Consider the following 12,773-nt stretch of genomic DNA (forward strand, 5'->3'; position numbering starts at 1 on the left):
TGCGCAGGCCACTAGCATGCGAGGGGTGACGGCGGGAAGCGAGTCGGTTCTCGAACTGCTGCCCTTGGTGTTCGCCGATCCGGGCGAGGCCCGGGCACGCGCGGATCAGGTGCTGCACACCGATCCGTCGCCGCTGCACGCCAGCGTCGCCCATCAGGTGCTCGGCATCTGGCAGCGGGACTTCGGCGACCTGAGGATCGCCCTGCGGCACCTGCGGCGGGCCCGGGACCTCGCCGCGCGCGCCGAGTCGGCCGAGCGGGAGGCGGACGTGCTCGCGACGCTGGGGGTCGCACTGGTGCACGCGGGGCGCACGCGACAGGGGCTCGCGTCGTTCGAGCGGGGTGTCGCACGGGGCAGCGGACACACCAGGGCGCGGGTGCTGTATCGGCGGGCCTATGTGTGGTGGGTGCTGGGGCACCACCGGGAGGCGCTGGAGGACGTGCGGCGGGCGCTTCCGGTGCTGCGGCAGGCCCGCGACGACATCTGGACCGCGCGGGCGCTGACCCTGCGGGCCACCGTGCATCTGGCGCTGGGCACGGTGGACCGGGCGGTCGCGGACTTCACGGCGGCGGAGCGGCTGTGGGAGACCACCGGGCAGGAGCACGACAAGGCGGACGCGGTGGAGAGCCGGGGCCTCGCCGCGTTCCGCTCCGGGGACATCCCGGCGGCGCTGCGGCTGCTGGACGAGGCCGAGGAGCGGTACGCCAAGCTCGGGACGCCCACCTTCATGCTGTCCATCCGGCGCTGCGAGGTGCTGATGGCAGCGGGGCTCGCCCCGGAGGCGCTCGCGGGGGCGGATACGGCGATCGCGCTGCTCGACCGGATCGGCGGGCAGTCCACCCGCAAGGCCGAGCTGCTGCTCGCCGCCGCGCGAGCCGCCCGCTCGGCCGGGGACCCGGACACCGCGATCGCCCGCGCCGCCGACGCCGTACGGCTGTTCGCGGGGCAGCGGCGGGCCTGGTGGGCGACGCATGCCCGGCTGGTCCTCATCGAGGCGCGGGCGGCGGCCGGGGGCAGGTCGGGGCGACTGGTCGCGGACGCGGCGGCGGTCGCCGAGCGGCTGGCCTCCTTCGGCTCGCCCGTCGCGCCCGAGGCCTCGCTGCTCGCCGGCCGGATCGCGCTCGCGCTGGGCCGGACGGTGGACGCGGAGCGGCACTTGACGGTGGCCGCGCGCAGCCGGCACGGCGGCCCACCGCCGGCCCGCGTCACGGGCTGGGTCGCGCAGGCGCTGCGGGCGCGGGCGGCCGGTTCCGGGCGCGGAGTGCTGGAGGCCTGCCGGCGCGGCCTGGACGTCCTCGACGACCACCGGATGACGCTGGGCGCCTCCGAGCTGCGGGCCCGCGCCACCGCGCAGGGCGCCGAACTGGCCGCGCTCGCCCAGGAGGCGAGCCTCGCGGACGGCGGTCCGCGGCGGCTGCTGGAGTGGAGCGAGCGCTGGCGGGCCACCGTGCTGTCCGCGCCGCCCGCCCGGCCGCCCGCCGACCCGGCGCTGCTGGGCGGCCTCACCGCCTACCGGGAGATAGCGGCCCGCGCGGGGGAAGCCCGCAGGGAGGGCCGCCCGGTCCCCGCCCTGGATCGCGAACAGCGGCGGCTGGAACGGGAGATCCGCTCCCGCACCCACCACATGCGCGGCGCGGCGCCCGGCGACGGCGACCGCTTCGACGCGGGCCGCCTGCTGGACCGGCTGGGTCAGGACCGCCTGGTCGAACTCGCCGTCGTGGACGGCCGGGTGCACATCCTGCTCTGCGGGCAGGGCCGGGTACGGCGGTTCGCGGGCGGCTCGCTCGCGGAGGCGGTGGCCGAGGCCGAGCACGTGCAGGCCGGGCTGCGCCGGCTCGCGCACCCTGGGGGCGAGGCGCGGCTGCCGCTGGTGGAGGCGGCGGGCCGACGCCTGCAGGAGCTGCTGCTGGGTGGCGCCGTACCGCATCTCGGGTCCGGGCCGGTGGTGATCGTGCCGCCGGGCGCACTGCACCGGGTGCCGTGGGCGCTGCTGCCCGAGCTGCGGGAGCGGGTGCTCAGCGTGTCGCCGTCGGCGGGCAGCTGGCTGCGGGCCCGGGAGACCGAGCCGCCGGCCGGCGGCCGGCACGTCCTGGTGCGCGGCCCGGGCCTTGCCACGGGCGGCGCGGAGGTGCCCGAACTGGCCGACCGGTACGGCACGGCGACCGTTCTGGAAGGCGAGGCGGCGCAGGCCCCGCGCGTGCTGGAGGAACTGGACGGCGCGGCCCTCGCGCACCTGGCCGCGCACGGCACGTTCCGCGCCGACAGCCCTCTGTTCTCGGCCCTGCGCATGGCCGACGGTCCCCTGATCGTGCACGATTTCGAGCGCCTCGCCCGCAGCCCGTACCGGATCATCCTCTCCAGCTGCGACACCGCCCGTCTCGCCTCGGTGGGCGCCGACGAACTCCTCGGTCTGGTCACCGCTTTGCTGCCGCTGGGCACGGCGGGGGTGGTGGCGAGCAGCGCACCGGTCAACGACGCCGCCGTGGTGCCGCTGATGCTCGCCCTGCATAAGGGCCTCGACGCGGGCCTCTCCCTGGCCGAGGCCCTCCGGGACGCCCGGGCCGCCCAGCCCGGCGACGCGGTCCACCAGGCGACGGGCTGGGCGTTCGCGGCGTTCGGCGCGGCGTGACGGTGCGCTCGCGGTCAACGACGCCGCCGTAGTGCCGCCGATGCTCGCCCTGCACAAGGGCCTCGACGCGGGCCTCTCCCTGGCCGAGGCCCTCCGGGACGCCCGGGCCGCCCAGCCCGGCGACGCGGTCCACGAGGCGACGGGCTTGGGCGTTCGCGGCGTTCGGCGCGGCGTGACGGTGCGCGCCGACCGGCGGCGCGACGGGTCGCGGCGTACCCGCACCACGCCTGCGGTGAAACGGCGACTCGCTCAGGCCGGCTGTGCCTGAGGCAGATCCGTCAGCCACGGCAGAGCACCACGGTCGCTCGCACCGAGCCGGGTGTACGCGCTGTACAGATGGTTGCCGACGGTCCGCACGGACAGCGTCAGCCTCTCGGCGATCTGCCGGTTGCTCAGACCGGCGGCCGCGAGAGCGACGATCTGCCGTTGCCGCGCGGTGAGTTCACCGAGAACGAGTCCGGACAGCGCCGGCGTGCGGGCCCCCTGGCAGCGGCGGGCCAGCGCCAGCGCGCGGGTGCGGGAGAGGCGGGCGGCGCGCGGGTCGCTGTGGGCTGGTACGGCCTGTGCGCGCGCCTCGGCCGCGAACAGCAGGAAGCCGCGCCCCTCCAGCGCCTCGGCCGCCCGGTCCAGGGCGGGCCCGTCGCCGCGGGCGAGTGCCTCGGCGTGCCGGGCGAAGATTCCGTCGGCCGGCAGCCGCCCGGCGACCCGCTCGGGAGCACCGAGGCGTACGGCGTCGTAGCACGCGAACACGTCGTCCCCGGCGATCCGGGCCAGGGCGCCTTCGATGTCACCGCGGGCCGCGGCGGACCACCCGCCCGCACCCGTCCCGTCGCCCGACTGCCCCGCGATCGTGTCGAGTTCGGTACGGCAGCAGGCGTCGTCCGGCGCCGCCCGCAGCCCTTCCCGCGCCCACGCCGCCGCTTCCCTCAGCTCGCCCCGCAGCCGGGAGTACCGGGCGCGTACGACCGCGTACCCCGCGGGGACCCGCAGCCCCTCCGACAGCAGCCAGTCCCCCACCGGCGTCGGCACGCCCCGCACGTCCTGCTGGCTCAACCCGTGCTCCAGTAAAACCTGTTCTGCCTCAAGAGCCGGCCCGCACCGGTGCGGTGTGCGGGCCAGCCGCCGTGCCCGCAGCCGGCCGGCGGTGGCGCGCAGGGCCGGCCCGTGCAGGGGGTGCGCGAGGGTGACGGAGCCGAGGTCGTCGACGTGGATCAGGCCGTCGGCCTCCAGGCGTTCGAGGACGTCCAGGTCGAGGTCGTCCAGGGCGAGCGGCAGGGGCTCGGCGAAGGCGAGGCGGTCGAGCGTCTCGCGCTCTTCGGCGTCGGGCCGGTCCAGTGCGGGGGCCAGGCGGTCGCGTACGGTCGCGGTGACGGGCAGCGGGCCGCGCCACGCCCACTCGTCGCACTCCGGGACCCGGGTGAGGCCCCCGGACTGGCGCAGCGCCCCCAAAAGGTCACGCAGCAGCCGCAGATCGCCCCGGCACATCCGGTGCAACCGCCCCATGGTGAGCGGTTCCAGGCCGGCGCCGGAGAGCAGCTGGGCGGTGTCCTCGCGGGGCAGCGGTTTGAGCGTCAGGCGCGGCAGCAGCTCGCCCGTCCACAGCCGGGACACCGCGCCCGGTGCCGGCATGCCGTCCGTCGCGGCCACGGCGAGGCGGGTGCGCCCGTGCACCGCGAGCTGGTGGACGAGCGCGGCGGAGGCCTCGTCGAGCAGATGGGCGTCGTCGACGACGAGGAGCCGTACACCGGACAGGAGCTGTACCGCGCGGTGCAGCGACACGGTGTCGGGCAGCAGGTGCGCGAAGGCCGCGAAAGGCAGTCCACGGGTCTCGGGAGTCCCGGTCACCCGGAGGCGGTCCGTGCCCCGGACCGCCTCCGTGATCAGCCGCGTCTTGCCGCGGCCCGCCGGTCCGGTCACCACGACTCCGGGCCGTCCGACTGCCAACGACCTTCGCACCAGCTCCAGTTCGTCCTCCCGGCCGGTGAACGGCCAGGCCGGCTCCAGCGTCTTCGCGTCCTGTTCGTAAGTCGTCACGAAAACTGGAGCCCGCCTACTCAGGTTTGATACAGGGCGACTTGAGTAGCCCCCGACTCAGGCGTCCCGGCCCCCCGGGACGGCACTCTGGCGGTCCAGGCCACACTCGGGCACCGGGGGAGCGGTCGAGGGGACGTAGCCTTCGGGGGAGGGAGACGTCCCCTCGACCACGCCGATACGCAGGCCGTGATGGCTCTGCGAGCCGGCCGGCTCCTGCCTGGATTCCTTCAGCCACGCCGGCCTGCGCCGAAGCGATCGCCCACGGGCGGTCGTGGGGAGTGCGGAGCACCAGTTCATGATGCGGCCCGCTCGGCCGGGGCGTCGGCGTCGGGGTGGGCGAGGCCCAGGTGGTCGCGGAGGGTGGTGCCCTCGTACTCGGTGCGGAACACGCCCTGTTCCTGGAGCAGCGGGACGACCTTGTCGGCGAAGACGTCGAGGCCGCCGGGGGTGATGTGCGGGACGAGGATGAAGCCGTCGGACGCGTCCGCCTGCACGAAGTCGTTGATGGTCTGCGCGACGGTGGCCGGGGAACCGACGAAGGTCTGCCGGTTGCCGGTGTTGATCACCAGGTCGCGGATGGACCACTTGTTGGCCTCGGCGAGCTGCCGCCACTCGCGGGCGATGGCGATCGGGTCGCGGTACATCCGCACCTGGGCGCGGCCGCGGGAGATGTGCTCCTCGCCGACCAGCGGGTCGACCTCGGGCAGCGGGCCCTCCGGGTCGTACGCCGACAGGTCGCGGTTCCAGACGAACTCCAGGTGCTTGATGGCCGTCGCGCCGCTGACCTGTTGCCGGCGCACCTCGCGCGCCAGTTCGGCGGCCTCCTGGTCGGAGTCGCCGAGGACGAAGGTCGCGGCGGGCAGGATGAGCAGCTGGTCGGGTCGGCGGCCGTAGGTGGCGAGGCGCCCCTTGACGTCCGTGTAGAAGGCCTGGCCCTCCTTGAGGGTGGCGTACCGGCTGAAGATCGCGTCCGCGCTCGAGGCGGCGAACTCGCGGCCCTCGTCCGAGTCACCGGCCTGGAAGATCACCGGGCGGCCCTGCGGGGAGCGCGGGACGTTGAAGCGGCCGTGGATGTCGAAGTGCTGCCCCTGGTGCACGAAGGCGCCGGCCCCGGCGTCGCTGAGGAAGGTGCCGGTGGCCTGGTCGGCGAGGATCTCGTCGCCGCGCCAGGAGTCGAACAGTTCGCCGGCGGTGGCCAGGAACTCCTTGGCGCGGGAGTAGCGCTCCTCCTGGGGCAGGAAGCCGCCGCGGCGGAAGTTCTCGCCGGTGAAGGCGTCCCAGGAGGTGACCACGTTCCAGGCGGAGCGGCCGCCGGAGAGGTGGTCGAGGCTGGCGAACTGGCGGGCCACTTCGTAGGGCTCGTTGAAGGTGGAGTTGATGGTGCCGGTCAGGCCCAGCCGGTCGGTGACGGCGGCGAGCGCGGCCAGCACGGTGAAGGTGTCGGGGCGGCCGACGACGTCCAGGTCGTAGATCTTCCCGCCCTGCTCGCGCAGCCTGAGTCCCTCGGCGAGGAACAGGAAGTCGAACTTGGCGCGTTCGGCGGTGCGGGCGAAGTGCACGAAGGAGCTGAACTCGATGTGGCTGCCCGCGGCCGGGTCGCTCCACACGGTGGTGTTGTTGACGCCGGGGAAGTGGGCGGCCAGGTGGATCTGCTTCAGCGGCTTGCTCATGGTCGTGCGTCCCTCCGGCTCAGGCGGTGGCTGCGGCGTAGCGGTTGGCGGGGCGGGCGAGCCCGAGGAGGCCGCGCAGGGTGTCGGCCTCGTAGGCGTGCCGGAGCAGGCCCCGGCGTTGCAGTTCGGGCACGAGGTGCCGTGTGATCCGCGGCAGGTCGTGGCCGGCCACGGCGGGCCGCAGCCGGAAGCCGGCCAGGCCGCCCTCCCGCAACTCCTCCAGCAGGTCGGCGAGTTGCCCGGGCGTACCGGCGAAGATCCGGGCGTCGCTGGTGTACGGCTCCCCCGCGAGGGCGTCGAGACGCTCGCGGCGGGCCCGGGCAGCCGCCGGGTCGTCGTCGAGGAAGACGACCAGGTCACCGAAGACGTGCAGGACCTGGTCGGCGCGGCCCGCCGCGGTCTGCTCGGCGCGGATCTCGGCGACGATCGCTCGCGCCTGGTCGGTGTCGTACGGGGTGACGTAGCCGATGTCGGCCTGGCGGGCGAGGAGCCGGTACGGGACGGTGTCGTGCGCCAGGGCGGTGACGACCGGCTGACCCTGGGGCGGGCGGGGCGTGATGGAGGGGCCCTTGACGCTGAAGTGGCGGCCCTCGAAGTCGATGTAGTGCAGCTTGTCGCGGTCGATGAAGCGGCCGGTGGCGGCGTCCCGGATCTCGGCGTCGTCCTCCCAGCTGTCCCAGAGCCGGCGCACGACCTCCACGTAGTCGGCGGCCTCGTCGAACAGCTCGGTGACCAGCTCCAGGGCGGCCGGGCTGTCGTAGGCGTCGATCAGCGGGATCGTGCGGCGGCCGAAGTGCGCGGCCTCGTTCGGCCGGGCGGTGATCTGCACGCGCAGTCCGGCGCGGCCGGTGCTGACGTAGTCGAGGCTGGCGATCGCCTTGGAGATGTGGAACGGCTCCGTGTGCGTGGCCACCACCGTCGGCACCACGCCTATGTGCCGGGTCAGCGGGGCGACGCGGGAGGCGATGAGCACGGCGTCCAGGCGGCCGCGTACCTGGTCGGTGCGGTCGTCCGGCTCGAGGAAGCGGGAGGACTGCGGGCCGAGGCCGTCCTCGATGGTCACGAAGTCGAGCAGGCCGCGCTCGGCCTCGGTGATCAGGTCGGCCCAGTAGCCGGCGGTGAACAGGTCCCGGGGCCGGGCCACCGGCTCGCGCCAGGAGGCCGGGTGCCAGCCGGTGCCGTCCAGGGCGACGGCAAGGTGCAGGAAAGAAGGAGGAGTTGCGGACACGTGGGTGCCTTCCTGGATGTCCGGACGAGAACACCGGCTCGCGCGGCAGGACGTCGGCGGCGGGCGAGCGCGGCAGGGTGAGGGCCCGGGCCCGGGAGGTGGGACCGGGAGAAGTCAGTGGCGACAGAGCGCGCCGGCGACGCGCTGGAGGTCTATGTGCGGCCGGGAGTGCAGGCGGACGGAGCGGTACGCGTGAGGGACGCGCAGCGGGAGTGCGTGTGTCACGGCCGGCACCTCCCTCCGTCGGGCGCGGCGGGCCTGATCGGCGTCCGCCTGGCGGATCTCGTCATGACGGGGAACGCCCGGGCGGCCCCGGATGTTCCCGCCCCCCAAGTGTCTTCGGGCGGGGGCACCCGCAGGATGCGCGAGCCACGACCGCTCCCCGGCCGGGACGCCCCATCGCTCGGGCGTCCCGGTCCGGTCGGTCACCGAGGCGTCCTCGCCGTCGTCGAGCCCGCGTGCCGCTGGGCCGCCGCGGGCCCGGACGCACAGCCCACGTCTCCACTCGACTCGCGTGACCGCTCCGGGTGTGACCTTTCCTCAGGAGTTGTCCAGTGGCAGCCCGGGCGGGTTGACCCTCGCCTTGTCGACGGCCTCGTTGGAGAGGTTGTAGGCCGCCAGCCACTTGGCGTACTGCCCGTTCTCGATCAGGTGGTTGACGGCGTCCGCGATCGGCTTGGCGAGTCCGCTGTCCTTCTTCGTGGTGGCCGCGATCAGGCCCTGCAGGGTGGTGCCGGCACCGGAGAAGGTGCCCGCGCTGCGGGTCGGGGCGGGCGAGTCGGCTGACTGCTTCTCGTGGTAGGCGAGGCCGGGGTTGGCACCGAAGTACGCGTCGATCCTGCCGCCCGTGAGGGCCAGATAGGTGGCGTTCTTGCCGGCGAAGTTCTTGACGGTGAGGGTCTTGCCCTCCTTCTTCAGCTTGGTCTGCCATTCCAGCAGGATCTTCTCCTGGTTGGTGCCGTTGTCGACGGCGACCGTCCTGCCCGCGAGGTTCTCGTAGTTGCCGTCGAAGTTCCAGGTGCTCTTCTTCTGCACCTCGAAGCCGAGGTTGTCCTTGCGGTAGGAGGCGAAGTCGTACTTCTTCTTGCGCTCCTCGGTGTCGGTGATGTTGGAGAAGCCGACGTCGGCCCTGCCGCTGTCGATGCCGACGAACATGTTCTCCCAGGTGAAGTTCTTCACCTCCGGCCTCAGGCCCAGGACCGCGGCGACCAGGCGGCCGAAGTCGGGCTCGGCGCCGGTGAGGGTCTTCTGGTCGGAGCCGACGAAGGCCAGCGGCGGGAAGCCGTCGGGCAGGGCACCGATGGCGATCCGGAGCGTGCCGCTCTTGCGGACGGACGCGGGCAGTTCGGCGCTGATCGACTTCACCTCGGAGACCTTGAGCGTGGTTTCGGTCGCCGCGCCGTTGGACACCTTGCCCACGGTCACCGTGCCGGCGGCGGCGGTCGTGGTCGCGGCGTCGCTGTCACCACCGCAGGCGGCGAGCCCGGTGGCGAGGGTGGCGGCGGTGGTCGCCGCGGCGATGCCGCGTATCAGGCTGCGTCGGGAAGGGTGGCTGGGCATGGCTGTCCTTGTCGTTCAGAGGGTGATGAGGCTGCTGAGGGTGATGAGGGTGGGGTGGGGGGAACTCGTGGTGGACCGGTCGGGGCTGCCCGAACTCGGCTCGTCTCACAGGACCTTGCTCAGAAAGTCCCGGGTCCGTTCGTGCCGGGGCCGGTCCAGCACCTGGGCCGGCGGCCCCTGCTCCACGATCCTTCCGCCGTCCATGAAGACGATCCGGTCGGCGACCTCGCGGGCGAAGCCGATCTCGTGGGTGACGATGACGAGGGTGGTGCCGCCGGTCGCCAGGTCCTTGATGACGGAGAGGACCTCGCCGACGAGTTCCGGGTCGAGTGCCGAGGTCGGCTCGTCGAAGAGGATGATGCCGGGTCGCAGGGCGAGGGCGCGTGCGATGGCGACGCGCTGCTGCTGGCCGCCGGACAGCTGCCTCGGGTAGGCGCCGGTGCGGTCGCCGAGGCCGACCCGGGTGAGCAGTTCGCGGGCCAGCTCCCGCGCCTCGGGCCTGTTCAGCCTTCCGGTGGCGACGGGGGCCGCGGCGACGTTGTCGAGGACGGTCAGGTGCGGGAAGAGGTTGAAGTTCTGGAAGACGAAGCCGATCCGGCTGCGCTGGGCCAGGATGGCCCGCTCGCTCAGTTCCTTGAGCCTCCCCCAGCCTTCGGCCGGGGGGACCCCCACCCCGTTCCGCCTCACACCGATCGGTTCGCCGCCGACGCTGACGTGGCCGATCTCGGGCTTCTCCAGGTGGTTGATGACCCGCAGCAGCGTGGACTTGCCGGAGCCGGAGGGTCCGATGACGACGGTGACCTCGCCGGGGCGGACGGTCAGGTCGATGCCGTCCAGGACGCGGTGGGTGCCGTACCACTTGTGGACGTCGTGCACCTCCAGGGCGGCCGGCGTCGTCTCCAGGGTGTCGGTGGTGGTCATACGGCGGCCTCCCTGCGCAGCCGGGCCCGGAACTCGCACAGGCCCGCCCGCGCCTTCTGCAGCGGGGTCGGCGGCAGGCTGCGGGTGGCACCGCGGGCGAAGTACCGCTCGACGTAGAACTGGACGACGGACACCACGCTGGTCAGGATCAGGTACCAGACGGTGGCGACGAGCAGCAGCGGCACGATGTCGCCGGGGTAGGTGCTGCCCATGGTCTGCACCGAGCCGAACAGGTCGAGCAGCGAGACGTAGAACACCAGGGACGTGCTCTTGATCAGGCCGATGAGCTGGTTGACGTAGTTCGGGGTGATGGACCGCAGGGCCTGCGGGAAGACGATGCGGGTGAACTGGTAGCCCTTCGGCAGGCCGAGCGCGGCCGCCGCCTCGTGCTGGCCCTGGTCGACGGAGAGGATGCCGCCGCGTACGACTTCGGACGCGTACGCCGCCTCGTTGAGGCTCAGACCGATGACGGCGACCGTCATGTCGGTGGCGAGCCTGGACTCGTCGAAGGTGACGAAGGCCGGTCCGAAGGGGATGCCGAGGCTCAGCGTCTTGTACAGGGCGGAGAAGTTGTAGAGGAAGATCAGGACGACGATCAGCGGTACGGAGCGGAACAGCCAGGTGTACGTCCAGCTCACCGCCCGCAGCACCGGACTGCCGCTGAGGCGGCCGAGGGCCAGCAGGATGCCGCCGAGCAGGCCCAGCACGGCGCTGAACGCGGTGACTTCGAGGGTGACGACGAGCCCGTCGAGGAGGGTGGGGCGCAGGAACCAGTAACGGAAGCGGTCCCACTGGTAGAAGGGGTTCGTGGCGAGTCCGTGTGCGATCTGCGCGACGAGCACGAGGACGACGGCGGTGACGATCCACCGGCCGGGCCGGCGCAGCGGCTGAACCCGCTGCGCGGTGAAGGACTTTGACGGTGTGTGGACGGTGGGCGCCTCGGCGAGGGACAAGGCTGCGCCCGGGGGTTCACTCATGGCGGGCTCCGGCGGAGTCGGACACCCCGGGATCGCGGCGAGCGGGTGTGGGCCACGGCGGCGCTACGGCACGGGGCGGCACACGGGAACGCGCGGGAACCGGGGGCTGGGCGGACAACGGCACACCGCCGAGACGGTGTGCGTCAGGCACGCGGGGACTGGAAAGAGGAGGTCAGCCCCGACAGCGGGCACGGCCCGATGCGGTACACAGTGCGCTGTTGACGCGGAGCAGATCGACGGCGCGGTCGGCGACGAGGAGCCCGGCGTACGGCGCCACGCAACTCTGGACGCGGCTCGTCGCCGTCCGGAGAGCTGCGTGCATGGCGTCACCTGTCACTGTTCCGGCCCCGCAGGGCCCTCGCGCTTACCGAAAACGTCGTCCGGTCCGGTCGTCACCTGGGGCACCCCACCGCGATGCGAGGGTTGCCGGTCAGCGAGCCAGGGCTTGGCGCTGACGCTCATGACCGTTCTGAGCCGCAAGTAAGGCAGTTGACCGTTCGAATGTCAACGGTTGTCCGTTGGGTGGACCTGCCTGACCGGCTCTCACCAGCGGTGACTGTCCGGTGCCTGCGCGACGTGGGTGGTCCAGTCCAGGATCTGGACAGCGGCTCCGGCGGCCTCGAGGCCCTGGCACCGACCGTGGTGGCGGCGGGCGATGCCGTCCAGGTCCAGGTGGGTGCCGAAGGCGGGCCGGGCGGCCAGGCGGCGGGCGTGGGCCCACAGCGCCGGGTGGTCGGCGATGCGGTGCACGGCGGACGCGTCGAGGTGGTAGCGGTGCACGGTGTCCAACTGCACCAGGGACACCCACAGTTCGATGTCGGCCGCGGTGAGCCGGCCGTCGATGATGGACTCCTCCCCCTCCAGGTGCCGCTCCAGCCTGCCCAGCGTGTCCAGCAGCACCTCCAGTGCGGCGGCGCGCTCGGCGGGGTCGGAGTCGGCCTGTCCGGCGCGCTGCGCGGCCCCCTGGATGCCGGCGCAGAGCCGTTCGACGGCTTCGATCTGGCTCTCCGTGCCGCACGGATACAGAGAGGGCCGGCCGTCGCGCGGGAAGCGGTCCAGGTCGCGCAGGATGTCCGGGGTGTGGGTGCTGACGATGCGTCCGGACCAGTCGTCGCTGAGCACCGGGGCGAGGGCCGGTCCGGTGTAGTGGTGGGCGCTCGCCTCGTACAGCGGCCGCAGGGCCGAGTGGCCGCCGCCGGGACAGTCCGGTACGGCGGGCAGGAAGGTGACCGGACAGCCGGCGTCGAGACCGAGGAGGCTGTGGCCGATGGCGAGCCGCAGCCCGTCGGGACAGGCGGTGGACAGATGGAGGCGATAGCGGTGCGGCACCGCGTAGTGGCCGCTGCGCGCGTCCCTGCCGATCCGGCCCCGAAAGGCCGGTGCGGTGCGGCGGGCGGTCGGGACGGCGGCGAGCGGAGTGATGGACATGCGTCTCCCCTGGTGCGGGCGCGCGGACGTGCGCGCGACGGAAGCGTTCCCGGTGGGTGGGTGCGAGGGTGGGCCCGGCTCAGCGCTGACGGCTGATCGCGCTGCAGACACGCAGCAGGTCGATGTGCAGGCGGGAGGTGAGAAGCGGCGCGCGCAACGACGTACGGCCCGCTCGGTCGGCGACCGTTCCGAGGCGCACCATGTTTCCCTACCTGTTCACTAGGATTCCCTCCCAGGAGTGTCGATCCGGTCTCCTCGCGGCGTCAAGGGGGCGTCCACGCCTGGGACTCCGGCCGGGTGACGAGGGCGGTGCGGGGTCTCCTCAG

General features: G+C 73.4%; 11 protein-coding genes and 1 riboswitch. Of the genes, 2 read left to right on the forward strand and 9 right to left on the reverse strand.

All coding sequences use genetic code 11. From position 1 onward, the window contains the following. Positions 1–16: 16 nt before the first annotated feature. Together ACFZDC_RS03450 and ACFZDC_RS03455 are read left to right on the forward strand one after the other, a co-directional pair. Complete coding sequence (locus tag ACFZDC_RS03450) at positions 17–2,629, forward strand: CHAT domain-containing protein (RefSeq protein ID WP_391319661.1); 2,613 nt, start codon at positions 17–19, stop codon at positions 2,627–2,629. Positions 2,630–2,669: 40 nt separating this feature from the next. After that, complete coding sequence (locus ACFZDC_RS03455) at positions 2,670–2,897, forward strand: hypothetical protein (RefSeq protein ID WP_391319733.1); 228 nt, start codon at positions 2,670–2,672, stop codon at positions 2,895–2,897. Here the strand turns inward: ACFZDC_RS03455 and ACFZDC_RS03460 are convergent. The 9 genes from ACFZDC_RS03460 to ACFZDC_RS03500 all read right to left on the reverse strand — a co-directional run bounded on the left by ACFZDC_RS03460 (position 2,879) and on the right by ACFZDC_RS03500 (position 12,649). Then, positions 2,879–4,663, reverse strand: a complete 1,785-nt coding sequence (locus ACFZDC_RS03460; protein WP_391319662.1) for a LuxR C-terminal-related transcriptional regulator — start codon at positions 4,661–4,663, stop codon at positions 2,879–2,881. The two genes, ACFZDC_RS03455 and ACFZDC_RS03460, sit on opposite strands and share 19 nt — an antisense overlap. A 293-nt stretch (positions 4,664–4,956) precedes the next feature. Continuing rightward, the gene (locus tag ACFZDC_RS03465; protein WP_391319663.1) at positions 4,957–6,333 is read right to left on the reverse strand and encodes an NtaA/DmoA family FMN-dependent monooxygenase; all 1,377 of its coding nucleotides are present in this window, start codon (positions 6,331–6,333) and stop codon (positions 4,957–4,959) included. 19 nt (positions 6,334–6,352) lie between these two features. Further along, complete coding sequence (locus ACFZDC_RS03470; protein ID WP_391319664.1) at positions 6,353–7,561, reverse strand: LLM class flavin-dependent oxidoreductase; 1,209 nt, start codon at positions 7,559–7,561, stop codon at positions 6,353–6,355. A 114-nt stretch (positions 7,562–7,675) separates the two neighbouring features. After that, positions 7,676–7,990: a putative leader peptide gene (locus tag ACFZDC_RS03475; RefSeq protein WP_391319665.1), complete on the reverse strand. Its 315-nt coding sequence runs from the start codon at positions 7,988–7,990 to the stop codon at positions 7,676–7,678. Between the two features lie 111 nt (positions 7,991–8,101). Continuing rightward, a complete protein-coding gene (locus tag ACFZDC_RS03480; RefSeq protein ID WP_391319666.1) occupies positions 8,102–9,121 on the reverse strand; it encodes a transporter substrate-binding domain-containing protein in 1,020 nt (339 codons plus the stop codon). A 105-nt stretch (positions 9,122–9,226) separates the two neighbouring features. Then, the gene (locus ACFZDC_RS03485) at positions 9,227–10,042 is read right to left on the reverse strand and encodes an ATP-binding cassette domain-containing protein (RefSeq protein WP_391319667.1); all 816 of its coding nucleotides are present in this window, start codon (positions 10,040–10,042) and stop codon (positions 9,227–9,229) included. Continuing rightward, positions 10,039–11,019 carry an ABC transporter permease subunit gene (locus tag ACFZDC_RS03490; RefSeq protein ID WP_391319668.1) on the reverse strand — a complete coding sequence of 327 codons (981 nt, stop codon included), beginning with the start codon at positions 11,017–11,019 and terminating at the stop codon, positions 10,039–10,041. The genes ACFZDC_RS03485 and ACFZDC_RS03490 overlap by 4 nt, the downstream gene beginning before the upstream one ends. Positions 11,020–11,374: 355 nt before the next feature. Next, positions 11,375–11,485, reverse strand: a riboswitch (SAM riboswitch). Between the two features lie 77 nt (positions 11,486–11,562). After that, positions 11,563–12,447: a glutathione S-transferase C-terminal domain-containing protein gene (locus tag ACFZDC_RS03495; RefSeq protein WP_391319669.1), complete on the reverse strand. Its 885-nt coding sequence runs from the start codon at positions 12,445–12,447 to the stop codon at positions 11,563–11,565. A gap of 79 nt (positions 12,448–12,526) precedes the next feature. After that, a complete protein-coding gene (locus ACFZDC_RS03500; RefSeq protein ID WP_391319670.1) occupies positions 12,527–12,649 on the reverse strand; it encodes a putative leader peptide in 123 nt (40 codons plus the stop codon). Positions 12,650–12,773: the final 124 nt, after the last annotated feature.

The organism is Streptomyces sp. NPDC007905, from assembly GCF_042959345.1.
Lineage (GTDB): Bacteria > Actinomycetota > Actinomycetes > Streptomycetales > Streptomycetaceae > Streptomyces.